At 47.8% G+C, this 24,855-nt stretch carries 20 protein-coding genes; 9 read left to right on the top strand and 11 right to left on the bottom strand.

Annotated elements, in window-relative coordinates; genetic code table 11:
- Positions 1–8: 8 nt before the first annotated feature.
- Both nagA and L1N97_RS00265 read right to left on the bottom strand, forming a co-directional pair.
- Positions 9–1,136 (bottom strand): N-acetylglucosamine-6-phosphate deacetylase, encoded by a 1,128-nt coding sequence (gene nagA, locus L1N97_RS00260; RefSeq protein ID WP_236128472.1) that lies wholly within the window; start codon positions 1,134–1,136, stop codon positions 9–11.
- 202 nt (positions 1,137–1,338) lie between these two features.
- Entirely contained in the window at positions 1,339–2,709 is a 1,371-nt protein-coding gene (locus L1N97_RS00265; RefSeq protein ID WP_236128473.1) for a ribonuclease J, read from the bottom strand.
- Between the two features lie 258 nt (positions 2,710–2,967).
- Here L1N97_RS00265 and L1N97_RS00270 point away from each other — a divergent pair, with 258 nt between their 5' ends.
- The 6 genes from L1N97_RS00270 to L1N97_RS00295 all read left to right on the top strand — a co-directional run bounded on the left by L1N97_RS00270 (position 2,968) and on the right by L1N97_RS00295 (position 8,135).
- On the top strand, positions 2,968–3,678 hold the full coding sequence (locus L1N97_RS00270; protein ID WP_236128474.1) for a thermostable hemolysin: 711 nt from the start codon (positions 2,968–2,970) through the stop codon (positions 3,676–3,678).
- Complete coding sequence (locus L1N97_RS00275; protein ID WP_236128475.1) at positions 3,671–5,203, top strand: AMP-binding protein; 1,533 nt, start codon at positions 3,671–3,673, stop codon at positions 5,201–5,203. The genes L1N97_RS00270 and L1N97_RS00275 overlap by 8 nt, the downstream gene beginning before the upstream one ends.
- Positions 5,190–5,864, top strand: coding sequence for a TenA family transcriptional regulator (locus L1N97_RS00280; protein ID WP_236128476.1), 675 nt, complete (start codon positions 5,190–5,192; stop codon positions 5,862–5,864). Before L1N97_RS00275 ends, L1N97_RS00280 begins: the two co-directional genes overlap by 14 nt.
- Positions 5,861–6,676 carry an SDR family oxidoreductase gene (locus tag L1N97_RS00285; protein ID WP_236128477.1) on the top strand — a complete coding sequence of 272 codons (816 nt, stop codon included), beginning with the start codon at positions 5,861–5,863 and terminating at the stop codon, positions 6,674–6,676. Before L1N97_RS00280 ends, L1N97_RS00285 begins: the two co-directional genes overlap by 4 nt.
- The gene (locus L1N97_RS00290; protein ID WP_236128478.1) at positions 6,673–7,320 is read left to right on the top strand and encodes a tetratricopeptide repeat protein; all 648 of its coding nucleotides are present in this window, start codon (positions 6,673–6,675) and stop codon (positions 7,318–7,320) included. Before L1N97_RS00285 ends, L1N97_RS00290 begins: the two co-directional genes overlap by 4 nt.
- Positions 7,321–7,466: 146 nt before the next feature.
- A complete protein-coding gene (locus L1N97_RS00295) occupies positions 7,467–8,135 on the top strand; it encodes a response regulator (protein ID WP_229585082.1) in 669 nt (222 codons plus the stop codon).
- A 79-nt stretch (positions 8,136–8,214) separates the two neighbouring features.
- Here the strand turns inward: L1N97_RS00295 and L1N97_RS00300 are convergent, their stop codons facing one another.
- Together L1N97_RS00300 and L1N97_RS00305 are read right to left on the bottom strand one after the other, a co-directional pair.
- The gene (locus tag L1N97_RS00300) at positions 8,215–10,749 is read right to left on the bottom strand and encodes a zinc-dependent metalloprotease (RefSeq protein WP_236128479.1); all 2,535 of its coding nucleotides are present in this window, start codon (positions 10,747–10,749) and stop codon (positions 8,215–8,217) included.
- 1,512 nt (positions 10,750–12,261) lie between these two features.
- On the bottom strand, positions 12,262–14,337 hold the full coding sequence (locus L1N97_RS00305; protein WP_236128480.1) for a bifunctional 2',3'-cyclic-nucleotide 2'-phosphodiesterase/3'-nucleotidase: 2,076 nt from the start codon (positions 14,335–14,337) through the stop codon (positions 12,262–12,264).
- Between the two features lie 421 nt (positions 14,338–14,758).
- Here L1N97_RS00305 and L1N97_RS00310 point away from each other — a divergent pair, with 421 nt between their 5' ends.
- The gene (locus L1N97_RS00310) at positions 14,759–16,792 is read left to right on the top strand and encodes a HAMP domain-containing methyl-accepting chemotaxis protein (RefSeq protein ID WP_236128481.1); all 2,034 of its coding nucleotides are present in this window, start codon (positions 14,759–14,761) and stop codon (positions 16,790–16,792) included.
- 225 nt (positions 16,793–17,017) lie between these two features.
- On the opposite strand, the gene L1N97_RS00315 is transcribed toward L1N97_RS00310, so the two are convergent.
- The 6 genes from L1N97_RS00315 to L1N97_RS00340 all read right to left on the bottom strand — a co-directional run bounded on the left by L1N97_RS00315 (position 17,018) and on the right by L1N97_RS00340 (position 21,093).
- Entirely contained in the window at positions 17,018–18,004 is a 987-nt protein-coding gene (locus L1N97_RS00315) for a Kelch repeat-containing protein (RefSeq protein WP_236128482.1), read from the bottom strand.
- Between the two features lie 104 nt (positions 18,005–18,108).
- Positions 18,109–18,513: a TM2 domain-containing protein gene (locus tag L1N97_RS00320; protein WP_236128483.1), complete on the bottom strand. Its 405-nt coding sequence runs from the start codon at positions 18,511–18,513 to the stop codon at positions 18,109–18,111.
- Positions 18,497–18,745, bottom strand: a complete 249-nt coding sequence (yidD, locus tag L1N97_RS00325) for a membrane protein insertion efficiency factor YidD (protein ID WP_236128484.1) — start codon at positions 18,743–18,745, stop codon at positions 18,497–18,499. The genes L1N97_RS00320 and yidD overlap by 17 nt, the downstream gene beginning before the upstream one ends.
- Complete coding sequence (locus L1N97_RS00330; RefSeq protein ID WP_229585076.1) at positions 18,746–18,964, bottom strand: DUF4177 domain-containing protein; 219 nt, start codon at positions 18,962–18,964, stop codon at positions 18,746–18,748.
- 51 nt (positions 18,965–19,015) lie between these two features.
- A complete protein-coding gene (locus tag L1N97_RS00335; RefSeq protein ID WP_236128485.1) occupies positions 19,016–19,930 on the bottom strand; it encodes an AEC family transporter in 915 nt (304 codons plus the stop codon).
- A 53-nt stretch (positions 19,931–19,983) separates the two neighbouring features.
- Positions 19,984–21,093: a carbohydrate porin gene (locus L1N97_RS00340; RefSeq protein ID WP_236128486.1), complete on the bottom strand. Its 1,110-nt coding sequence runs from the start codon at positions 21,091–21,093 to the stop codon at positions 19,984–19,986.
- Positions 21,094–21,463: 370 nt separating this feature from the next.
- On the opposite strand from L1N97_RS00340, the gene L1N97_RS00345 reads away from it, so the two are divergent.
- A complete protein-coding gene (locus L1N97_RS00345) occupies positions 21,464–21,871 on the top strand; it encodes a GreA/GreB family elongation factor (protein WP_236128487.1) in 408 nt (135 codons plus the stop codon).
- Positions 21,871–22,275 (top strand): nucleoside diphosphate kinase regulator, encoded by a 405-nt coding sequence (gene rnk / locus L1N97_RS00350; protein ID WP_236128488.1) that lies wholly within the window; start codon positions 21,871–21,873, stop codon positions 22,273–22,275. Before L1N97_RS00345 ends, rnk begins: the two co-directional genes overlap by 1 nt.
- 143 nt (positions 22,276–22,418) lie before the next feature.
- Here the strand turns inward: rnk and katG are convergent, their stop codons facing one another.
- Complete coding sequence (gene katG / locus L1N97_RS00355) at positions 22,419–24,689, bottom strand: catalase/peroxidase HPI (protein ID WP_329605530.1); 2,271 nt, start codon at positions 24,687–24,689, stop codon at positions 22,419–22,421.
- Between the last annotated feature and the right edge of the window lie 166 nt (positions 24,690–24,855).

Consider the following 24,855-nt stretch of genomic DNA (forward strand, 5'->3'; position numbering starts at 1 on the left):
TTTAGTTTTTAGTTTTTAGTTTTTAAATAATGAGCCTGCCCCGCGATCCAGCAGCCTTCTACCTCTATATCGTCATTCAGTAAGGTGAAATCGGCCCGATAACCTGGCAGCAAATGACCATATTGCTGCTCGATCCCCAGCGCTTGCGCCGGATAAAGCGACGCCATGCGCAGCGCTTCATCCAATGCCACACCCAATGTTGTCACGGCATAACGCACCGCCGATGCCATATCTAATACGGAACCGGCTAACGCGCCCGCTTCATTGGTCAGCTTATTGCCTTCGCGGCGCACTACACCGTCAAAAAAAGCAAATTCGCTTTCAGACGTGCCCACCGGCGACATCGCATCGGTGACCAACAACACTTTACCCGTCGGCTTGGCTAATAACGCCAGTTTTGCGGCAATGGCATCGATATGTAAGCCGTCGAGAATAATGCCACACCAACTATCGGCATCCGTTAGTGCTACGCCCACCATACCAGGTTGGCGCGAAGTAAAGGCTGACATCGCATTGTATAAATGGGTAAAGCCATTGGCCCCGGCTTGCAGTGCCTGCTGCACTGTGGCGGCATCGGCATTAGAATGGCCGAGCCAAACATGGCTTCCACTGGCTTTTAATGCTTGAATTTGTTCTGGAGAGACATTTTCAGGAGCCACGGTGAGTAAACGACATCCTAAATCTGAACGCTGATAAAGCGCCAGCTCAGCGGCCGTTAAAGCACGAATATGTTGCTGCGGATGCACGCCTTTTTTTGGCACCGATAAATGAGGCCCTTCAAAATGGACGCCCAAAATGCCCGCTTGTTGCTGGCTTAGCGCGGCAGCAATGGTCGTAGCGGCCTGTTGCATCACGTTTAAACTGTCGGTGATCACCGTCGGTAGCATAGCGGTAGTACCAAACTGAGCATGCGCTTGTACCATGGTGTGCAAAGTTTCGCTGGTAGGCGCGGTATTAAATAAAGCGCCGCCACCGCCGTTAACCTGCAAATCGATAAAGCCTGGCACTAACATCCCGGCTAACACCTGACCACTCGCCGCTTGGATCTGACTGATCCGCCCCTGCGCTAACAGCACTTCTACATTATGATGCCAATTTGCACCGTCGAATAATTGAGCCACCGCTACGCGCTGCATTGTGCTTCCTTTTGACTGAGAGTTTGCGGCATCAAGGTTAAATTAGGCCTCTAGCACAAGCTGATAGCGCAAAATAACGCTGTGTTAGCCACAGTGCAATGGCTTTTTTGTGAAGTATAACAAAACACAAAGGCAGCTTGACCTTTGTGGTTGCGGTATGGCCCGTTTATCTTGGTTTAAGACACAAACAAATAAATGATATTTAGTTATTAATTGCCACTCGACCCGCATGGGCAAAACCCGCTACGCAACGACGCTGTGGCGCTAGGATAAATAAATCGCCATTTTGCCCAAGCAATTGTTGGCGCACCCCCGCGAGCTTTGCAACTTGGGCATTCGCTTGCATATGCGCGGCTTCACCGTGCACCGGCACGGCAATCTCGGGTTGTACATAACGATAGAGGAGATCCAGCTCACCTTGGTTGGGATGCCCAGATACATGGATGGGCAATAAGGTATCGGCTTGTTGTAACACCTGCACTTTTTTGGCTTTTAATTTATCGACCATTCGAGAAATCAGCATTTCATTACCGGGGATCAGCATGGCACTGAAAATCACCAAGTCGTCAGGCTCTAATAATAATTGCCGATGCCGATCTTCTGCTAACTTGGTTAAAGCGGCTTTAGGCTCGCCTTGACTGCCGGTGGCGACCACTAGCACTTCCTCGGGCGGTAAAAAGCCCACATGCTCGTTGGCAATCAGTGGAATATCTTCTGGCCAAAAGCCACATTGCCGCGCCGCGCCCACCATGTTCTCCATGGCGCGGCCAAATAGCGCTAAATAACGGCCGCTTTGCTTGGCGATGCGCCCTAAGCTGATTAAACGGCCGATATTGCTACTAAAACCGGTCACCACCACTCGTCGTTTAAACGGTTGGATCACCGTTAATAAGGCTTGGTAACAGGCCGTTTCAGATAACGAAAAACCACTTTTTAAGGCATTGGTTGAATCACACACCATTGCAGTAATGCCCTGTTTGGCTAAGCGTTTAAACACTTGCGGTTTAAAGGCTCGGCCTAAAATCGGTGCCGCATCCATTTTCCAATCGGCGGTATGAAACACTTTACCGGCGGCAGTGGTGATCAGCAGTGCCTGCGGCTCTGGAATAGAATGGGTGATATTCAGCCAATTGATAACAAAAGGCCCACAATGACAGGTGCCGCCGGGCGGTATTTCAATAATGGGCATATCTGCTGATAAACCCGAGCGAGCAATTTTGCGGCGTAAAATTTCTGCGGCAAAGGGCGTGCAATACACGGGCGCTTGCAAGCGTGGCCATAAGTACGGCAAGGCACCAATATGATCTTCATGCGCATGCGTAATAATAATGGCGCAAAGTCGTTCGCGCTGCTGACTAATAAAGGCAGGATCAGCAGCCTGCACTTCAGCGGTTAATGTTTGCGTGGTAGGCTGCAGCGGGTTGTAAAAAGTTACACCACAATCGACCATCAACCATTGACCGTCATGACCGTATAAATTCAGGTTCATGCCAATTTCACCACAGCCACCCAGTGGTAAAAACCATAATTCTTTGGCACTAGGTAACCGCTCTGCCACTGCTGCGTGCGTCAAAATAGCCTCGTGTAAAATTGCTTAGCGCTAAAGTGCTCACTAGTATCACTTTTTTTGCTTTAGCTGCTGTAAAAGCCTAATCATAAAGCATTAGGTACGTCAAATATACGAAAATGGCTCGCTTTCATGGGTATCGCTGTTAAATCCCGTTAATTTTTTACCTTTCAGTATTAAATGATCCTACTTGGGTGCTGTCTTAATAAAGTCTTAAGGTTCGGCATTTAAATTGGTCACAGTTTGCTTTACTAAGGCCACCTTATGACTCAGTTCGCTGCGCTTAACGCTTTGCCCCGCCCTTTTTTTGGCGATTGTTTGGCGCTGCAAAGCAGTAAATTGACACTGCATACAAGGCACAGCGCTGATCGCACTGAGATAGAACAGTTTATTCAACAGCAATTTCGACAGCACCATCAAGCCGACATCAATTTTTTTATGCCGGTGCTACTAAGCTTGCACTGCGCCGGGCAATTAACCGCCGTGGTGGGTTTAACTGCCGCCGCTTCGCAACCCTTGTTTTTAGAGCAATATTTACCGGCACCGATTGAACAGGTATTAAGTGCTCAACAGCAAATTGAGGTTCCACGCCAACATATTTTAGAAGTGGGTAATTTGGTCGCCAGTCGCAGTGGCAGCAGTTTGTTACTAATGGTGGTGTTAAGTGAACTGATCGCTGCATCGCCTTACCAATGGATCGCCTTTACCGCGACCCGTGAAGTGCAGTCCTTATTGAGTAAATTGCATTATCAACCGCTGGCTTTGGCCCCCGCCGATGTGAGCAAATTAGCCGACAACCCCACAGGCTGGGGCCGCTATTATCAAAAACAACCTACCGTTATGGCAGGGCATGCGTTGCCGGCGATAGCCAGTGCGCAACAACTCACCCGCTATCAGCTGATCAAACGGCTATTTTCCGAGCAAATTACACAGATCAGTACCGAACTTAACCTATTGGAGCACTCTTATGCTTAATACCGTGCCCGTGTCGCATGCTCAGTTGCTGCAATTTGCCGATCGCATCGCTTTAGACGATGGCGAACAGCAACTCAGTTATCATGAGTTGGCTTTGCAAGTATCGATCCTCAGTGCGTGGCTAGTCGCCTCGCCGTATCAACGCATTGCGATCAGTGGTGATAACAGTATCGCCTGGGTCATTGCCGATCTGGCATTGGCACAAGCGAATAAAATTGCCATCCCTGTACCGGTGTTTTTCTCTGCTCAGCAGCAACAATTTATGTTGGCTGAAGCCGGTGTTGAATTATTACTGCAAACACAAGCCACTGAACAAAGTCAGCCAACGGTTATTGACGGCTTATGGGCAAAGCGCCTTAACCCGGTCGAACATCATGCTGCCAGCATGCCGATCAGCAGTGGCAAAATTACTTTTACCTCGGGCACTACCTCAACCCCGAAGGGCGTATGCTTAAGCTGGCAACAACAAGCCGCCACCTGCGATGGCTTACAACAGGCTTTAGCCGAGCAGTTTAGCGCTGCGCCTCAGCTGCATTATTGCTTATTGCCGTTGGCCACTTTATTAGAAAACGTTGCAGGCGTGTATTTGCCGCTGCGTTTAGGGCAGCGTGTTTTAATGCTTAGCGCCGCTAAAACCGGCCTGGCTGGCAGCTCGGGTTTAGATTTGCCGACCTTTATTGCCAGCTTATTGCAATATCGGCCAGCCAGTTTGATTTTAACGCCGCAGCTGTTACAAGCGTTACTGCTGATCTGCCGGCAGCATCCTGAGCTAAGCCGCACCTTTCGCTTTATCGCCGTAGGCGGTGCGCATTGTGCCAAAGCTTTGTTAACTCAGGCGGCAGCGCTGAAGTTACCAATTTTTCAAGGTTATGGTTTATCGGAAGCGGGCTCTGTGGTCGCGTTAAATTTACCGCAGCAACAACGTCAAAACAGTGCGGGTAAACCCCTGCCCCATGTTGCTGTGCGTGTGCGTCAGCAACATATTGAAGTGAATGGCCAGCTTTTTAGTGGTTACCTTGGTGAGATGCCACGCGATCCAGAGGCGTGGTTAGATACCGGCGATCTGGGTTATCTGGATGAAGACGGCTATTTGGTGATCCAAGGGCGCAGCAAACATCTGCTGATCAGCAGTTATGGTCGAAATATTTCGCCAGAATGGCTCGAAGCCGAATTACAAAGTTGCCCCGCCATTGCTCAGGCGATGGTGCTAGGAGATGCCAAGCCTTGGTTAAGTGTGGTGCTGACACTTCGCGCCAATGCCAGCAAACAGACTTTACAACAGCAATTAAGCCAACTTAATACGCAATTACCTGATTATGCGCGCCTGCGAACGGTATTGGTGATAAACACCCCATTTACCCAAGCGAATCAGCAATTAACCGCCAATGGCCGATTGCGCCGCCAGCCGATTATTGAGCAGTATCAAACCGCCATTGAGCAGCTATATCAGCAACAACCCGATCCGCTTATTCCCACCATTATGGCAGTCGCTGCCAAAGAGGAGTTAACTTATGAGTTTTTTTAACACACTAATGGCACAAACCAGCAATGAGCGGCAATACCTGTTATCCGCACCGCTGATCCAGCGCTGTTTAGCGGCTCAAAGCTTTAATTTGGCTGAGTATCAGGCGTTTTTAACCGAAGCCTACCATCACGTTAAGCATACTGTGCCCTTGTTGATGGCTGTAGGCAGCAGACTGCGTAGCGACCAAGAATATTATCGCGAAGCCATTGCCGAATATATTGAGGAAGAATTAGGCCATCAAGAGTGGGTGTTAAACGATGTTGCCGCCTGTGGTGTGGACAAAGAAAGCGTTCGACATGGCCAGCCCCGCCTAGCAACCGAGTTAATGGTGGCTTATGCCTACGACACCGTGCTGCGCAAAAATCCGTTAGCGTTTTTCGGTATGGTATTAGTGCTAGAAGGCACCAGTGTTAATTTGGCCACGCAAGCAGCAGACATTATTCAACAGCAATTGGGCTTACCGAATAAAGCCTTTAGTTATCTGCGTTCACACGGCAGCTTGGATATTGAACATCTGACGTTTTTTGAAAAATTAATGGACACCATTACCGATAGCGCTGATCAAGCTGCCATCATTCATGCCGCAAAAGTATTTTATCAGTTGTATGGCAATATCTTTCGCAGTATCGAAAACGCGCCATCGCAGCAGGAGGCCGCATGACATTGCAGGCTAAAGCCGTCTTATTAACCGGTGCCAGTGGCGGGATTGGTCAGGCTTTAGCACAGCAACTGGACCAAGCAGGAGCAACACTCTGGTTAACCGGTAGAAACGTAGCTGCACTTCAGGCCTTAGCCGCTAAACTCAGTCGGCCAGCGCATATTGTCATCGCTGATCTTACCAGTAGCGCCGGTCGACAGCACCTGCTAGAGCGCTTAGGCACAGAGCCATTAGATGCTGTGGTGTTTGCTGCCGGCACTAACCACTTTGCTTTACTGGGCGATCAAAGTGCAGAGCAGCTAAGCCAGCTAATTAATACCAATTTACTGGCGCCAATGCAGCTAACACAAAGCTTATTGCCGCGATTAAGTGCCGATGCGCGCTTACTGTATATTGGCTCAAGCTTAGGCGCCATCGGTTATCCCGGTTTTGCCGCCTATGGTGCCAGTAAGGCGGGCCTGCGCAGTTTTGCTCAAGCACTCCGCCGTGAGTGGGCCGATAGCCCACGTCAAATTTGTCATATCGCGCCTCGCGCCACCCAAACCGAGATGAACAGCGCGGCGATGCAGCAAATGAATCAGCAATTAAAGGTCAAGGCCGATAGCCCCCAGTGGGTTGCCAGCCAAATACTGCGGCAACTGCAAGCAGCACACATGCACGATCAAGATTTAGGTTATCCGGAAAAACTGTTTATCCGCATCAATGCTGTATTGCCAGGGGTGGTCGATAACGCCATTACTGGTCAATTACCGGTGATTAAACGCTTTGCAAAACAAAACGTCAGCCAAGCGCTGACGACAGGAGAGGCTTTATGAACACTTATCAATCTTTACTCGTGAGTACCTTGTTAAGCAGCGCCTTGTTATTCAGCGCGACCAGTTACGGAATTGAGTTACCACAGCTGCAACAGCGTTGGGCCGAGATTAAATATCAACAAACCGGTAAGCAGCAAGAAAGCGCTTATCAAGCGTTATTAACTGCAGCCAGCGCCGCCCGTGCCGAACACGCTAATGATGCGAATTATCTTATTTGGGAAGGGATTATTCGCTCAACCTATGCCGGCGCCGTGGGCGGTTTATCTGCACTCAGTGAAGTGAAAGCGGCGCGCAGCTTGTTTGAACAAGCCATTGAGCTGGATGCCAATGCCTTAGATGGCTCGGCTTATACCAGCTTAGGCTCATTGTATTATCAAGTGCCTGGCTGGCCTGTTGGCTTTGGCAGCGATAAAAAAGCCCGTGAATATTTACTCAAAGGCCTGGCGGTTAACCCTAACGGTATTGATGCTAACTATTTTTACGGTGATTTTTTACTGCAACAAAAAGACTATCAAGCCGCCATAGCCGCCTTTGAAAAAGCGCTGGCGGCACCAGATAGACCCGGCCGTGAGCAAGCCGATCTCGGCCGTCGCCAAGAAATAATGCAAGCCTTAAGCCTCGCGCAACAAAAAAAGGCTAAATAACACGCCAAGCGTTTTATAGTGTGTTTCATTCGCCAATATAAAAACGGCAAGCACGGGTTCTCGCTTGTAGCGAGACCTCGTTAAGCCTATCTTAAGTGAATAATATGAATGTCTTGGCAGAATTAGCCAGCAGCAGGAGCAAGCCGATGCGTTTGTTATTAGTCGAAGATGATAAATTATTAGCGCAAGGTATTGTCACGGCGCTAAGCAAAGCCGGTTATCAATTGGAACACTGCCAAACCGGTAACCAGGCATTACAAGCGATTAATCATAGCGAATTTGACTTAATTATTCTCGATTTAGGCTTACCTGATGGCTTTTCTAAAACCGTTTTAGATAAATTACGCTCACAAAAGCATACCTTACCGGTATTGGTGCTGACCGCCTTGGACCAGCTAGAAACCAAGCTGAGTTTACTCAATGCTGGGGCAGATGATTATATGATTAAGCCCTTTGATGTGCGTGAGCTAGAAGCGCGGATCCGTGTGCTGATGCGTCGGCAAAGCACGCGGCGACACGATGTACTGACGGTAGGGAAAGTATCGTTAGATTTAGCCAATCATAGCTGCGACTTTGCCGGGCAAGCGGTTAACTTAACGCGCCGCGAGTTTTTGTTATTACAAGATTTTTTGCAGCATAAAGATCAAATTTTAACGCGCCAGCATCTAGAAGAGCTCAGTGTCGGTTGGGATGGTGATAACGAAAGTAACGCCATTGAAGTGCATATTCATAACTTACGCAAAAAACTGCAGCCAGAGCTGATTAAAACCGTACGCGGTGTCGGTTATTTATTACCAAGCAATTTATCTGAGTAACGTAGCCCTCTTAATTAACGCATGAAACGGCCTAACCCACATCGGGGTTAGGCCGTGTTTGCTCTCGCTAACGGTTCACTTAGCTTTGCAGCGCCTTGCTGATCATCAGATCGATTAAGGCTTTTTGTGCTTTTGCGGCATCATCCGCGCTTCGCGGTAACTTGCTGGCTTGAATGTTATTCAACTGCAACAAGGCGGCCGCTTTCGCCAGATTGTCATAGTCGCTTGGTTTTTCTAAACCGGCAGCGGCAATCAGCCGTTTCACATATTCCACTTGCAGGTTATGACTTACTGAAGTGGCTTTACGTGGGTCAACGAAGATACTGTCGGTCAGATCTTTCATAAAGCGCGTTAAGCTGTACTCATTACCATAAAGTGCTGAGTCAGAAATACGCTGTAACACGGCTTTGTGCAGGATGTGATCTAGCACCGACTTTTGCATGCCTAAGATCATCTCATGCGCTTTAGGATCTAAGTTACGACCGCTGTGCGTGAAGCCCCGACGTTGCTGTAATAACTGGCTGTATAACGGCTGCATTACCGCTAATACATCCGGCGCAAACACTTTTTCGCTCAGTAACTTCATCGCAGCTTGTTGCTGCGCTAATGGCACTGGTGTTAAAGGCTGCTTGTCGGTAGGGGCACCCGCGACATTACGCTCAACATAAACCCCACCAATTTGCCGCGATACCACACCGGCTTGGCTGCGGTATTGGCCAAACAGCATGTTCGCTGAAGTGAGTAAACGCTGGTAAGAGTCGCCTTCGGTAACAGCGGTAGTTGATAGCTCTGCCATCATTTTCTCTAACAAACGCATGCGATCGGCCGCATAAACAACAGGCTCTGAAGACATATCGCCAATCATCACGCGTGGATCAATGTGTCGCCCTGGCGTGCGCATATCATCCGCATCGTTACCAAAAGCTAAAGCAGGCTCAACTGAACGCGCTAAGATTTTCTCTAAACGCGCTTGCTCTGCTGCAGGATCACTTAACGCGGCGCTGTAGCCAAACTCAATGGCCCAATCATCATAAGGGCCGGGTTTTACTTGGAAGAAGTCGCCTTGTGCCATACCAATGGGCGCAACATTGATTGGCGTGTAGTCCATCACCGAGCCGGTTAAAATCCCTTGGGTTTTGCTCTTGTCATGCACTTCTTTGGCATTCCACAAGTTAGAAGCGCGCATGTTGTGGTTTAACCCCAGTGTATGGCCTACTTCGTGCAAAATTAACTCCATTAGGCCTTGGCGCATAATGTCGTTTTGGTCAATATCAAGGCCATTACCTAAGCTTTTGGCCAAAATAAAACTTTCTTGCAGTTGGTGCCCGGCTGAGCAGTACAAACCATCGGCATGCTGGTGCTGGCTTTCTTCTGTTGCCAGTTGCGCTGTGCCACCTTCAGTAAACAGCTTGTCGAAGATCCAGCGGTTTTTCATAAACACGTATTCAAGCATGATGTCGGCGCCTAAGATCTCGCCTGTTAACGGGTTAGCTAACGACGGGCCATAACCGCCAAAAGGTGGCTGTGGTGACGAGGTCCAACGTAATACGTTGTAGTTAATATCACCCGCATCCCAATCGGCATCATCCGGCTGGATACGCACTTCAATGGCGTTTTTAATCCCGGCCTTTTCAAAAGCACTGTTCCATGCTAATACACCGTCTCTGACAGTGTCGCGCCACTCTACAGGTGTGGTGTTCTCAATCCACCAAACGATCGGTTTAACAGGCTCAGATACCGCCGCTGACGGATCTTTTTTCTGCAGATCCCAACGATGGATCACATCCCGAAACGGCGCCCAATCTTCTGACGTCATATTGTCTGCTTGGGTGGTGAAGTAACCAATGCGCGCATCGTCATAACGCGGCACAAAGTTATTCTCAGGCAAAGCAATAAAAGAATGTTGAAACTTGATAGAAACAGAGCGCGGATCGCTTAGGGCATTGCTGCCACGAACGCCTGGGTTGCCGTCGGCAAACACATAATCTACGACGACATCAAGGTTATTCGGGTAAGGGCGATGCTGCACGATACGTGATTTTTTATCGTCTAATTTGCCTAGGCTAAAACGTTTTTTGGCGTTGGGATCGTTCGGGTTCGCCCACGGCGATACTTTGGTTAAGTCTTCGCTTAAAAATAGCTTGTCGGCTTTAACTAGAAACTTATCTTGCTGTTGCTTTTCAATTTTCAGCGTAGCTAATACGGCTTCACTGATATTCGCGTCAGCGGCGCGCGCTAAAGCACTGTTTGGGTCAAAGTAAAAGCGTGGTGTTTTACTGATCACATCAATGCGATCAAAGTAACGACGAAATTCAATCAGCTTAGTACCCCGATACGAGCCACGGAAATGCCCTGCATCGGTCACGCCATCCAGCGTTTTCGCGAAATACAAAAACGGTTTGTCGAGTTGCGCTTCCGTGATCATCATTAAATGCTCACCGGTTTTTTCATCAACATACAGCGTAAATAAACCGTTTATCGCGGTTTTGTTGGCAATCATGCTGCTGTAGGTTTGTTCTTTTTTTTCGGCAGCAGCAGGCTTGGCATCTTGGGCGGCAATCGGCGCGGCCAATAAGGCCAGCGATACCGCAAGCGAGAGAATGGATTTATTCATTAAGTAGTCTCTTATCTTTTTAGTTAATGTATTCATGACCAGGTTGCAAAAGTAACAACCTGTGTAAACTGGCCGTAGCCATGCGTTCAGTCAAGATTGATCAGACTGACATACGCACTAATACGATAAATGGCTCAAATGCCGCTAACGGCTCTGTTTTGTGCGTAGCTTGTTAACAAGGTGATACGGGTTAATGGCAACAACAAAACGAGGCGTTAAGTGCGAAGTTCACTTTGTCCAGAACCGTGTTTTTCATGGATGAAAAACAGGAGCCCCCAGGGAAGGGTTCACGGCGCGTTCTGGCAAAGTTGAACGGAGCACTGGGACTAAAGGGTCAGGTCTTGCTTTTTGCCTTTTCTGTCTGCTGCGTTAAAGTTAATATAGCTTCGGGGGCAGATACCAAGCCCCTTAACGTTTTCGCCGTTGGCGAGATACTTTCTTTTGCGTCGCCAAAAGAAAGTATCCAAAGAAAATGCCCCACCTCCGCTCGAAAGCCCGGCTGCTCATGCGCTGTCCAAGGCAAAAACGTCACTGACGCTATGCTTCGTCGCCGCACTCAAACACCCGTTTTCTTAAAACCTTGGTCAACGATGATCAGTCGGCTCGCTCTAAGGGGAATAAAAGCCAGAGCGATATTCGCTTAGCTGAATAGCTTGTTTGTGCAATGTTGCAGACATTTCACAGGGCAATCAGCAAAGACCGCTTTCAGTTTTTGGCTGTAAGAATCTTTAAACCGAAATACGCCTAAGTCTGATGCGCTTTTAAATCCCATTACGTTGCAAGCCGTGCAAGTTTGTACGACCAAGGTTTTAAGACGAGGGGTGTTTGAGTGAGGTGCGGTAGCGCCGAGCGAGTTACCTCGTCGCCTTGGACGGGCAAAATTGAACGGGCTTTCGCCGCAACGTGGGTCGAATTTTCTTTGGTGACTTTCTTTTGGCGAAACAAAAGAAAGTTACTCGCCAACGGCGAAAACGTTAAACGCTGCGTAAAGCTTCGGCTGGAGCACGCTTTAAATACATCCTTGTACGCTCCTCTTTTTCATCCCTGAAAAAGACGTCTCCAGCCAAAGTTTACTTCGCTGTTAACTCGCCCCGCATCAATCCGAAGTGTCTGTGCTGTTAATCCCATTACGTTGCAAGCCGAGCAAGTTTGCACGTCCAAGGTTTTAAGACGAGGGGTGTTTGAGTGAGGGGCGGTAGCGCCGAGCGAGTTACCTCGTCGCCTTGGGCGGGCAAAATTGAACGGGCTTTCGCCGCAACGTGGGTCGAGTTTTCTTTGGTGACTTTCTTTTGGCGAAACAAAAGAAAGTTACTCGCCAACGGCGAAAAAGTTATTTATTTATAAGTTATTGCGGACATGCGCATAGACATTTTGATGCGGCAGGTATTTCTGTTTTTCGCTCAAAGCAGCACATCACCTCCCTGTGCCCTTTCAGCCTGCGCAGCCTCCCTGCTGCTGTTACGAAAACGTTAGCCAACAGCGTTCTTAACTGCACACAATCTCTAGCGAGGTCTAATTAGCTGGCGCTGCCACTTGCAAATCGAGCCGATACTCCGCAAAGCCAACATTGTCGCTCGCCAGCTTCGTCATTGGCCAATACTGATTCGCCTGAATGAACTGCTGCGCGGCTACTGAATCACGGGTTTTAAAGCGCAAATCTAATTGCACCGCGCTTTTCAGTGGCAACAAACGCCAATTATGATCCGCTTGCGGATCCACCGCACTAAGATAACGATCGCTGGCAGCATCATACTGCGATTGCTGCTCAATATAGGCCACCAGGGCTTCACGATTGGTGTCGGGTAATTCCAGCACCACCTTATCACTGCCGGTACCCGCAAACATGCCGGTATAAGCCCGATAGTTGTTGGTGGCGACGATAAAGCTTTTGGCCGCAAACTCGGCATCCCGATACACTTTGCCATTGGCGTCGGTATAACGTAAATCGACAATGCGGTTTGCCGATGCATTCACTAATTCACAGCGCTGATTAAATTTGCTTGGTTGGCTAACATCAATTTGGTAATAGATGCCATCAATCACATCAAAATTATACGCTGAATGCGCCAAGTTAATCAGTGTTTGTGGCGCCGTTGACGTCAGATCAATTTGTAAAAATTGGTTAGCAGAACACTCCAGCCAATCTTTGAGCTCAGCCCCGTTTAACTTTACTGCGACAACAGTATTCGGATACAAATACAAATCGGCAGCATTACGAAAACTTAACGGCCCTTGGCTGACTTGAATATATTGCTCAGCATCGTTGCTGCTCTCAAGCTTACCACCAGCTTTAAACGGCGCAGCAGCTGACAAGAGCGGGATATCTTGCAATTCCGGCGGCAATAGCTCGGCCACTCGCGCTCGTTGCGCATCGGCAACCAATTGCACAGTAGGATCATCCTGAATTTGTGCTAAAAAGCTGTACATATCGGCAGAGGCCATACCAATACTACGCTGCATAAAGGCCATAGTGCCTTGATGCGCCTCAGCAACAGCGGCAACAATAGCAGCATCAGCCTCCACATTCGGCTGCTGAGTGGCATTGTCAAACACCGCTAAAGTTTGCGCTTGAGCAGAGACCACTTGCCACTTACCGGCGTTTTGCTGCAAGGTCAAATCGACCAGACCTAAATGATCCCCCCAGCGCCCTGGCATCACGGCCGGAATACCGTTGAGCAGGCCCTGCGTGATATCCGTGCTAGGTAGATGCTGAAATTGCGCCGCGGGAAACACTGCATGGCTGTGGCCAAACAACACCGTGGCAATGCCGGGTACCTGTGTTAAGGCATACACCATATTCTCAGCCATCGGATCAACTTCTGCGCCCGTATGACCCAAACCCGAATGAGCAATCGCAATAATTACATCGGCACCGGCCGCTTGCATTTCGGGCACCATGCGCTTTGCGGTGTCAATAATACTGTCTACCCGCAGCTGGCCATGTAAATGTTGTTTATCCCATGACATGATTTGCGGCGGCACAAAGCCAATATAGCCAATAGTGATTTGCTGCGGTTGCCCTTGAGTATCAATAACTTGTTTTTGCTGCAAAATGTAAGGTGGATATAAATGATCGCCCTGCTCGACACCCGGGCGGCACTGCGTTGTCGCGCAATAAATATTGGCACTGGTATACGGAAAATTAGCCCCCGCCAGCGTTTGATATAAAAACGGTAAGCCAAAGTTAAACTCGTGATTGCCCAGGGTAGCAACATCATAATTAAGGGTATTTAGCGCCAGCATGATCGGGTGGATCTCACCCTCTGCTAAGCCGCGCTGCGCAATGTAATCACCTAATGGGCTGCCTTGGATCAGATCGCCATTATCCACCAACACGCTGTTTTGTACTTCGGCCCTGGCCGCTTTAATTAAACTGGCGGTGCGCGCCAAGCCCAAACTTGGATCGGTTTGACCGCTGTAATAATTAAAATCCAGCATGTTGGCATGTAAATCGGCCGTTTCTAAAATGCGTAATTTAACTTGTGCGGGTTGTGCTGTTGAAGACTTAAGCTCTTCGAGTTTAGGTTGGCAAGCAACCAGCAGAAAAAGCGCGAGGCAAGCTAAAAAATGTGGTGCGGGATGCTTCATAAAATTCAATCTCTTTGGTCAGCAGGTTAAAGCGCTTTGAAACAATAAAAAACCGAATGTAAGTTCGTCGCCATGCTCTGTTTATCGAGTTTTGCGGCAAATTATACCGAAAAGAAGCGGATACAGTAAAAAGTAACGAGCTAACAATAGGTAAATATCATGAAAAAAAGGCTAACAAACTAACTTGATAGTGCAAAAATGTCATTAAATCATAAGAGTATTTACTTTAAAAAAACCTAAATTAATCATCTTAAATACAAAATTCCATTTATTAGAAAAAATTGATGGTAATTCGCTTTAATTCTGTTACATTTTTTATGGTTATTATTTTTTATAACAATAACACCTTGATTGCTATCAACCGTGACATGGAGTATCGGCACGTGTTTGACCACAAACAACATTGATAAAGGAGCATCAAATGTGGGTTACCACTCTATTCTTAAACCTCAGCGTTAGCAAAAAACTCATCGGTGGCTTCAGCATTGTCTTATTGATCTTACTCGGCATAAGTATTGTCAGTTATCAGTCAATGGTCAGCATAGTCGAACGTTTTGCGCTGGTGAACCAAGTTAGTCAAATTGATACGCTAGTGAACACGGCGCGCATGCAAGAAAAGGAATTTATTATTCGCCAAGATGGCAGTGCCGCTAACTTAAATAAAGAAACCATTAATCAAGTTATCGCCCTTGCAGAATTAGCCGCTAATGAGTTTTCCACCTTAGAAAGCAAACAACTTATTGCCGATTTAAAGCAAAGCGCACGCGCTTATCAAACATCCTTTTTACAGTTTGAAGGTTTAACGGCTGCAAATTTACAACGGCAAAACGAGATGGAGTTGGCAGCGCGAAACACCGTTGAAATGCTCAATCAAATAGAACAACAGCTTAACCAACAAACCTATCAATTAATTGCTCAAAATGCTGATGAAACACAACGTGCGTCATTGCAGCTATCAAGTTTAGCCGGTAATGCCGCCAAGGTAATGTTAACTGCACGTAAAGATGAGAAAAACTTTGTGATGCGTCAAGACACTGCAGATGCAGAAATTCTGCAAGCGCACATTGATAACTTACAAGGCAAAATACAACAGTTACGAACGAGCGTTACGGATAGCGATTTAAGCCAACAACTTCAAGCCATAACCTTACAGCTTAACCGTTATCAACAACAATTTGATGCCTATCAAGCCTCCATTGATAACGGTAAAGAAACAGAAAGTGCCATGCGCGAACATGCACGCTTAACCATGCAATATGCGACAGATTCAGCGTCTAGACAAATGGTTCGGTTAGAGAGTATGGCGCAAACTCGTGAAATTTTAGTGATTGTTACAGCCATTATCGCCCTGTTATTAGGTTTTAGTATAGCCGCTTTAATTACACGCGCGATTGTTTCGCCTCTTCGACAAGTGGTAACCGTGGCCAATAAAATTGCTGACGGCGACCTGACAGAAGACTTACCTCAAGATCGCCATGACGAACTGGGACAATTAATGCAAGCTACTCAGAAAATGACTGAGAATTTGCGTGGGATTATCTCTCAGCTAGCCGCCGGCATTAGCCAACTGGCCAGCTCAACTGAACAAATGGCAGCGGTATCCACACAAAACTCAGCAGGGGCAAGTCAGCAACGGGCAGAAACCGAACAAGCCGCCACCGCAATGAATCAAATGGCCGCAACCGTGCAAGATGTAGCACAAAGCGCAGAAGATGCATCTAACACAGCGAATACCTCGGCTGAACAAGCAACATTAAGTGAGCGCGTTATAAAAACGGCTATGCAACAAATTAATGATCTAGTCACTGAAGTGCAAGATTCGTCTGAAACCATCGATAGCTTGATGCAACAAACTTCGAATATCGGCACCATATTGGATGTGATTAAAGGCGTGGCAGAGCAAACGAATTTATTAGCATTGAATGCCGCGATTGAAGCAGCACGCGCCGGTGATGCGGGTCGGGGTTTTGCGGTAGTTGCTGATGAAGTTCGAAATTTGGCCTTTCGTACAAAAGAATCGACCGTACAAATTGAAAATTTAATTAGCACCTTACAACAAAAAGCTTCTGCAGCAACTGCGAGTATGGCGCGAAGCAATGCGTTGGCTAACACCACGAAAGAAAGTGCACACCAAGCCAGTAATTCTATTGAAACAATTACCGCCGCGATAGGCAGTATCCAACAGATGAATCATCAAATTGCCGCAGCAGCCTTAGAACAGAGCACGGTCGCTGAGGAGATTAATCGTAATATTAACCGTATTAAAGATATAGCAGAACAAACGGCCAGTGCCAGTGAAGAAACCGCCGCGGCAAGTTCAGATCTCAGTCAATTAGGTGTAGAACTGCATGGCATTGCCTCACGCTTTAGAGTGCATAAAGATCAGCCACAGACTCAGCCTAGCGCTGAACCCGCAGTGCAATCACGTTCATTACGTATTTTATTGAATGGCTAACGAGTTACAATAAAAGCAACAAACGATTACAGCCTAGCGGCACGCCTTAAAGTAGCGCTGCTAGGCTTTTTTATTGCGAGAGGCTTACGAAAGGCTAAAAGTTATCTAACCCAACGGCTTGACAAGTCTGCGTGGTTAAGATTAACAGCACGTTTAAAGCTACCGTTTTCGTTGCTCATCAGGTCAAAAACAATATAAAAACGCTATCCACAAAGCTTTAAACCACTATTGTATCTTACGCACGCTTTGTAATACCGCTGAGGTATCTTTTAAACCCACGGTGGTAGCGCCGCCGATCACGTAAATTACGTTATCTAAGGTCACGGCACCTAAACCATGCCGTGGAATCGGCATGGCAGGCAGTGCTTGCCAAGTATTACTTTCGGGCTGATAAGCCCAAGCGTCGCTATACACACCGCCGCCGTCGGTAAAGTACTCACCGCCAAATACCCATATTTGCTGATCAATCACAGCTGCTGCTAGGCCGCCTTGCGCCTGGGGTAACGGGGCTAACGTTTGCCATTTACCGCTTAGTGTATCAAAACGTTGCATCAGCGCTAAATTACTGCCCCCTACTTGCCGACCACCAACGACATAAAATTGTTCAGCCAAATTAACGGCAGCAGCGCTATTAAACGCCTGTGAAAGTGCCGGTGCCGCTTGCACGCTTAAAGTGGCAGGGTCAAAGATCCAGTGCCAGTTCACATCGGCTTGATCGCGCCACTGCGCATTTTCTAGAGCAATCGGTGAACGACCTGAAGCGAAATGCACTTTATTGCCAAGCACCACCGCAGTGGTTTCGGTTAACGGCTTTGGCAGTTGCCCCACTTTTTGCCAACGCTTAGCCGCTTCATCTAAACGCAAAATATCTGCACTGGCGCTCCAACGGCCATCATTCGCCTCGACAAAACCACCGAACAGGAATAACTGCTGTTGTACCGACACCAAATAAGCATGATGCCGCGGTGCAGGTAACTCTGCTGCTAATGACCAGCTATCGGTAGCAGGATCGTACACTTGCACCAGTGCGGTCATTTGCTGCACGCTCATATCCAGGCTATCACTAAGCCCCCCGGCAACGAAGATTTTGCCGTTATGTGCTGCAGGATAAATTTCCTGCACCGCAAGTGGCATATCAGCTAAACGTTGCCACTGCGTCGTGGCAACGCTATTGCAGGAACAGAGCAACAAAAATAATATGACAATGCGCATAAGGTAACTCCAGCAGCAATTAAAACAGTAAGTGGGTTCATACCAAGCCGTGGTGTGTTAGATCACACAGTACACTGGCTTGGTATCAGTAAATGGCGGTTTAGTTAAAGGTGTTCAGCTTTTTGCTTAAGATAATCACCACTATCCAGTAATCGGTTCATTAATTGATTATTCCAATCCTGCACGATAATTTGGGCACGGAACAACTGATAAAACTCGTATACGCTCACTAACAGGATCAGCACGATACCGGTCAACCAAACACTGGTAAACAATAACGCGACACCCAGTGTAAAGCTTAAGATATTCAGCAGACCATGCAGCCATTGCCGCAGATAGAAGTGATGTAAACCCGCTACAAAAAACCAGTTCAGGGCAGCGTAGGTATCAGGATCTTTCAGTTGGTCTTTTACTATTTGATAAAAGGCTTGGCGGTGAGCATCGGGCAAGGCCGCTGCGCGCAAGCGTAGCGCCTCTTCCTGAGCATCCACCTCAGTTTGCTTTAGCATCAAAAGTCTCCGGTACCGGCTCGATACATTTACAAAAACTATCATGTTGGCTACAACGGCGGATCCGTTGCCAACCCAATAACACACCACGGCGCACACCATAGCGCTCAATTGCAATATAGGTATAAGCAGAACAGGTGGGTTCAAAATTGCAGTCAACCGCAAACCAGCGCTGACCACCGCCGGTTCGCCGATAATAAGTGATTAGTTTTAACAGCAACGGCTTGAGCATTTAACGCCCTAAGGTAACGATCATCGCTTCACGGCTCCAAAACAGCCAAAAACGTTTTTGCTCAATCACTTGAAAAACCACCTGCCAACCTTGTGCCGCCTGCGCGTTTAACTCGGCTTCTACTTTTTTTAAAGGTAATCCCGATGCGCCCAAAAAGATGGTGCCACAGCCGCCCTCGGCTATATGTAAAACTTTGTATTCCCGATATGCTGTTGCCATGACGAGTTCCTTGATAAGTAGATTAAAAGCGGCTATCCGCATTGCTGCCAATTAGGACGATAGTATCAGCTGTTGAATCAGAAGCAACCACAGCGGCAAGGTCAAACAACCCAAAACGGTCGATTGTGCAATTAAGGTCGCCACACTTTGCCGATCAGCACCAAATACCGAGGCCAACACATGCGCAGCCGCGGCCGTGGGTAAAGCAGCAAATAACACCAGCACGGCGCTTGGCGCTGCCGCTAAACCTAAGTATTGGCTAGCCAGCAACATAACAGCAGGTAAAATCAGTAGCTTAATGCTGTTTAGTGCTAGCTGAATACGGGTAATTTGTGCCAAAGCCCGCCAGTTGATTGCCGCACCAATCGATAACAAGGCCAGTGGGATCGCCGCCTGCGCCAGCTTGCTTAACGCAAGCCATAACGGTTCAGGTAAACGGACATTCCATAACGAAAAGCTGATACCCGCGAGGCTGGCAATTAAAAAAGGATTGGTAACTAACTGGCGAAGTATATGCCGTTTCGTTAACTGCTGGCCGCGTGATAACGCCGCTACGGCTAAGATATTGGCTAAGGGGACTGCTAACCCGACCGCAATCGACATCAAACCACGATAGTCTGGCGGAAACACCTGCACCACCGCGAGCGCTACCGCGGTATTAAAACGCCAAGCGGTTTGCCACATCCCCGCAAAATCAAGAAAACGCGCTGGCCCCCAACGGCGCACCATAGCCCCTAAGGCACAAGCCAATAAAATAACCGACCATACGCCCGTCCCCATGATCGTCAAATCAGTCCAAGCGGGTGCACTGCGTAAGGTACTAACAAAAATTAAAGCCGGAAATAGCAGATAATAATTTAGGGTATCAATACCTTGCCAGGTTGCACTGGGTAAAGCACGACGCAAGCCCATGCCGCCGAGTAATAACAGTAAATCAGGTAACAGCGTAAGATAAAAAGGCGGCATGCGACCACTCCAGAACCTGCTGACACATTATGAAAGTACGCAATTATCTACACTTAACCAAATAACCATGTTAAACGCGCGCCATAGACTTGGCTAACACGATTAGACTGATCCTCTGCAGCTGTAAAATCACTGTTTACAATGGATTGTATATCAGCCGTAATAAAAACGGTCGGGGTTATCGCATAGCGTAAATACATTTCATACTGCTGGGTGTCAGCATTAACTGGCCGCTCGTCTGAGATAATTTGCTGCCCAACATAGGCTCGCGCCATAGCAAGGCCTAACACATAATTGTTGTGGCTAAACTGATAACTGACGCCAGCAAAGGCCCCCGCGGTGCTGACGCGATCATTTGCCGCACCTAAACGCACATTCCAAGCGTGTTTACCCAATTGATAACCTGCTAACAGATACAAACCATAGTTAGCCTGCTCTTGGTCGCTATCATCTAAACGAACATGGGCCGCAGTATTGGCCCAAACGCCCAAACGGAATAAATAATCGCTTTGCCGCCATGAAATAGAGGTAATGGCAAACACCCCTTTATCTTTTTCATTTACCGTTAACAATTGCGAGTAAGAGCGAGCATCGTTATCGGCTAAACCATTTGAACTGGCAAAGGCTGCACGAAGCACTGGCCCGGCGGTTAAATGCTGTTCGTATACTACGCCCAAAGTGTAATCTGGAAATTCAATCAGCGGGTTACCAGTAAAAAACGCGCCTAAAAATTGTGTGGCTTCATCACTAGCAATACGGCTTTGTTCAAAAAAACCGGAGATATCTATTAAACCCACGCTAAGTGTTTGCAGATCACTAAATTGATGTTGATAGAAAAGTTCAGATAGCTGAAAGCGGCCATTATCCTCTTTGGACAAAGCCGAAGCCGCATCGGTGTTAGCCTCGGGCAATAAACGGCTGATCCCTGCCGTTTTTGGGCTAGAGGACGCTTCTAGATGTATGACCCAACTGCCACTGAGCTGCTGTTTTGTTAGCAGTAAATCCGCTGAAGCCGCAGTTTCATTTGCCACCTGTTGCTCATCGGTTTGTTGATGTGTCAGCACGACACCGCCAGAAAAATCCCAGCTACTCGCCTGTGTGGTGAGCGGAGTTAAAGCAATAAAGGCGCTAATAAGGGTGACCATAGAGCGGGTTTTAGTCATGAAGGGCTCATTTGCAAGTATTAATAAATGGTAAATTTACACAGCAAGAAAACAAGCGGATCATAAAGCGCACACGGCATATTCACAAGCAGCATTAAGCTGAGCTCGCTTTTATCAACGCCTTATTTTGCACCGCACGCTTCAGTGCCGAACAACTTGCCTTTTCGATAGGCTTACACTATGGTGTTTGCATGCATGCTATTCATTTAATCCGCACTGGCACAGCAAACGCGCACTGCCACACACATAACGTTATCGCCTTCCATTCTTAGGCCGGTTTTGCCCTGCGCAAAATCGGCTAAAGATCCCATATTGATTTCTTAATACCTCATTATTAACTAGATTTTTACTGCTCTGTACTGGAGTTGTTATGCATTTCTGTTATCCCGACCCCGCAAACACTTTTGTTAATCGCTGGGTTGCATTGCTGGCTTGCCATGAATTTTTGCCTATTTCGGCACAGCAGCTTGCAAATACGTTGCATTTTTTAGCCGACAGCCAAACCCAACCTAAGCTGAATATCAACACGGTGATCCGCCAAGGCAGCACCGTGGAATTAGAAAATGGCCAAACCGGCTTAAGGGGTTGGTTAAAGTTAGTGGCACCGGCTCACGCTTGTTACCGTTCGGGCCGCATCTCATTACTGTCGCCGCTGGGTAGCGCCATGCTGGGCAAGACGGTTAATACCGACATTCACTTATCGCTATTGTGTCACCCATTACATTTTCGAGTACTCACCATACTGCATGTTCAACATGGCAAAATAAGGAGCCTATAATGCACACCCCTGACATTATGTTATCCACAACGGATTATGATCGATTAGATGCCCTACTAAGAGCGCAAAAAACAACGAGCATGGCGACCGAGACCTTGCGCCAAGAAATCGAGCGTTCCACACTCGTTGCACCAGAACAACTGCCCCCTCATGTGGTCAGTATGAACTCAACAGTACGCTTTCGCTTTGCTGAAGGTAAAACCAGTACACTGACGCTGGTATACCCGAAGGATTTAGATCAAAGCGGTCAGCAGATCTCCGTGTTAGCGCCAGTTGGCAGTGCTTTGCTGGGATTGTCGATCGGTGATGTGATTAACTGGCCATTGCCTGGCGGCAATATGTCAACGATTACCATTGAAGAGATTATTTATCAGCCTGAGCGGGCTGGTGCTTTTCATCGCTAACATAGCAGGCCATTGACGCTGCTTGCTGCGTATTATGTGTTAATTTTGCGCTGATGCTGTTGCGGCACTGCCACAATAAAAGCCCTGTGTTGTTAACCACAGGGCTTTGTTGTATGACGACTTAGCAAAATGGCTTCGCTGACTTAGCGATCCAACTCCATCACTTTGCTCCACGCCGCCACGAAATCGTTAACGAATTTCTGCTTAGAGGTATCAAAGGCATAAACCTCGGCCACCGCACGCAGCTCTGAATTTGACCCAAAAATCAGATCCACTGACGTTGCCGTCCATTTTTGTGCGCCTGATTTGCGATCAAAGCCCTCGTAAACGCCATCGGTAGCCGACTTTTTCCACACGGTTGACATGTCTAACAAGTTAACGAAAAAGTCGTTATTTAATGTGCCAGGTTTAGTGGTTAACACACCGTGTTTACTGCCACTGTGGTTAGCATCGAGTGCCCGTAAGCCGCCTACTAGCACCGTCATTTCCGGTACGCTCAGATCTAACTGATCGGCTTTATCCACTAACATTTCCGTTGGTGAGCGGTAGCTGTTTTTGCTGTCAAAGTAGTTTCTAAAACCGTCTGCACTTAACTCTAACAAACTGAACGAATTGACGTCGGTTTGCGCTTGAGTAGCATCACCGCGACCCGGTGTAAAAGGCACATTAACAGTATAACCGGCATCTTTTGCGGCTTTTTCAATCGCCGCAGCACCGCCTAACACGATTAAATCCGCTAACGACACTTGGCGTCTATTAGAGCGCGCATTAAAGGTTTTTTGCACTTCGGTTAACGCCGCTAACACCTTGGCGGTTTCAGCTGGGTTATTCACCGCCCAGTCTTTTTGCGGTGCTAACGCAATACGCGCACCATTTGCGCCGCCCCGCATATCAGATTGCCGGTAACTGGCTGCAGAAGCCCAAGCCACGCGCACTAACTCAGGCACGCTTAAACCCGTTTCTAAAATCTTGGCTTTAAGATCTTTAACGGCTTTGGCATCAAGGGTCGATTTAGTTTTTTCATCAATCGGATCTTGCCACACCAAGATATCTTGCGGCACGTCTTTACCCAAGAAGTTACGTGGTGGTCCCATATCGCGGTGCGTTAACTTGTACCAAGCCTTAGCAAAAGCTAAACGATACTCTTCAGGATCAGCTAAAAAGCGCTCCGCAATTTTGCGATATTCCGGATCCACTTTTAACGCCATATCGGCGGTGGTCATCACGGGCGGGTTAAATTTACCTTTAATATGCGCATCCGGTACTACGGTATGTAATGACTCATCAGTAGGGATCCATTGAATAGCACCGGCTGGGCTACGTGTTTGTTTCCACTCGAAATTCAGTAAATTGCTTAAATACAGCGAAGTCCAACGCGTTGGTGCTTGTGTCCAGGCGCCTTCTAAACCACTGGTGACGGTATCTTCAGAGTGACCTTTACCGCATTTGTTTTTCCAGCCTAAACCTTGCTCTTCAATACCGGCAGCAGCAGGCTCTGCACCTACACAATCCGCGGGTTTGTGCGCACCGTGCATCTTACCGAAAGTGTGACCGCCGGCAATCAACGCCAAGGTTTCTTCGTCGTTCATAGCCATCCGCTCAAACGCGACCCGAATGTTTTTCGCTGAGCCCATAGGATCCGGCACGCCTTTTGGCCCTTCTGGATTGACATAAATTAAGCCCATGTGGGTGGCACCTAACGGCCGTTGTAACTTGCCATCGCGATCTTCACGATCACTGGCTAACATTTCGACTTCTGGCCCCCAGTACACCATATCTGGTTCCCAGTCGTCCGCTCGGCCACCAGCAAAGCCGTAGGTTTTAAAACCCATATTTTCCAGCGCAACGTTACCTGCTAGCACCATTAAATCAGACCACGATAACGACTCACCGTATTTTTGTTTAATTGGCCATAACAAACGACGAGCTTTGTCCAAATTGCCATTATCAGGCCAGCTATTTAGCGGATCAAAGCGTTGCTGACCACCACCGGCGCCACCACGGCCATCAAGGGTGCGATAAGTACCCGCGCTGTGCCAGGTCATCCGAATAAAAAACGGGCCATAGTTGCCGAAGTCGGCAGGCCACCAATCTTGAGAAGTGGTCAGTAATTTATCGATATCTTGTTTAACTTTATCCAGATCCAGTTTGTTAAAAGCATCGGCGTAACTAAAGTTGGCGCCATAGGGATTTGAACGCGCATCATGATCGCGCAGTGCAGACAGATCCAGCTGATCCGGCCACCAGAATTGATTACTTCTCGCTTGGCCTTCTTTAGCCATGCCTGTGCCCACTGCACCTTTGGGCTTGGTCATTTCGGCTTTACCATGATTGTCACTTAAGGCACTGCCAGACAACAGCAACATACTCATGGCTATCGCCACAGCGGTTTTATTAAAACGTGGTGTTTTCATTATAAGGTTCCTTTGCGTTTACGTTTCTACACCTGTAGTAAAAACGGTATTTCACTCTAAAGATTGCAGCGCAGTCGTGTGAGCTACAAGTTGATTTACCCATGCCGGCATGTCTGTTTGGCTTGGATAACAACGCACTAAAAGAGTATAGCAATTGGCTAATAGA

This window comes from Rheinheimera sp. UJ63, from assembly GCF_021568285.1.
GTDB lineage: Bacteria > Pseudomonadota > Gammaproteobacteria > Enterobacterales > Alteromonadaceae > Alishewanella > Alishewanella maricola.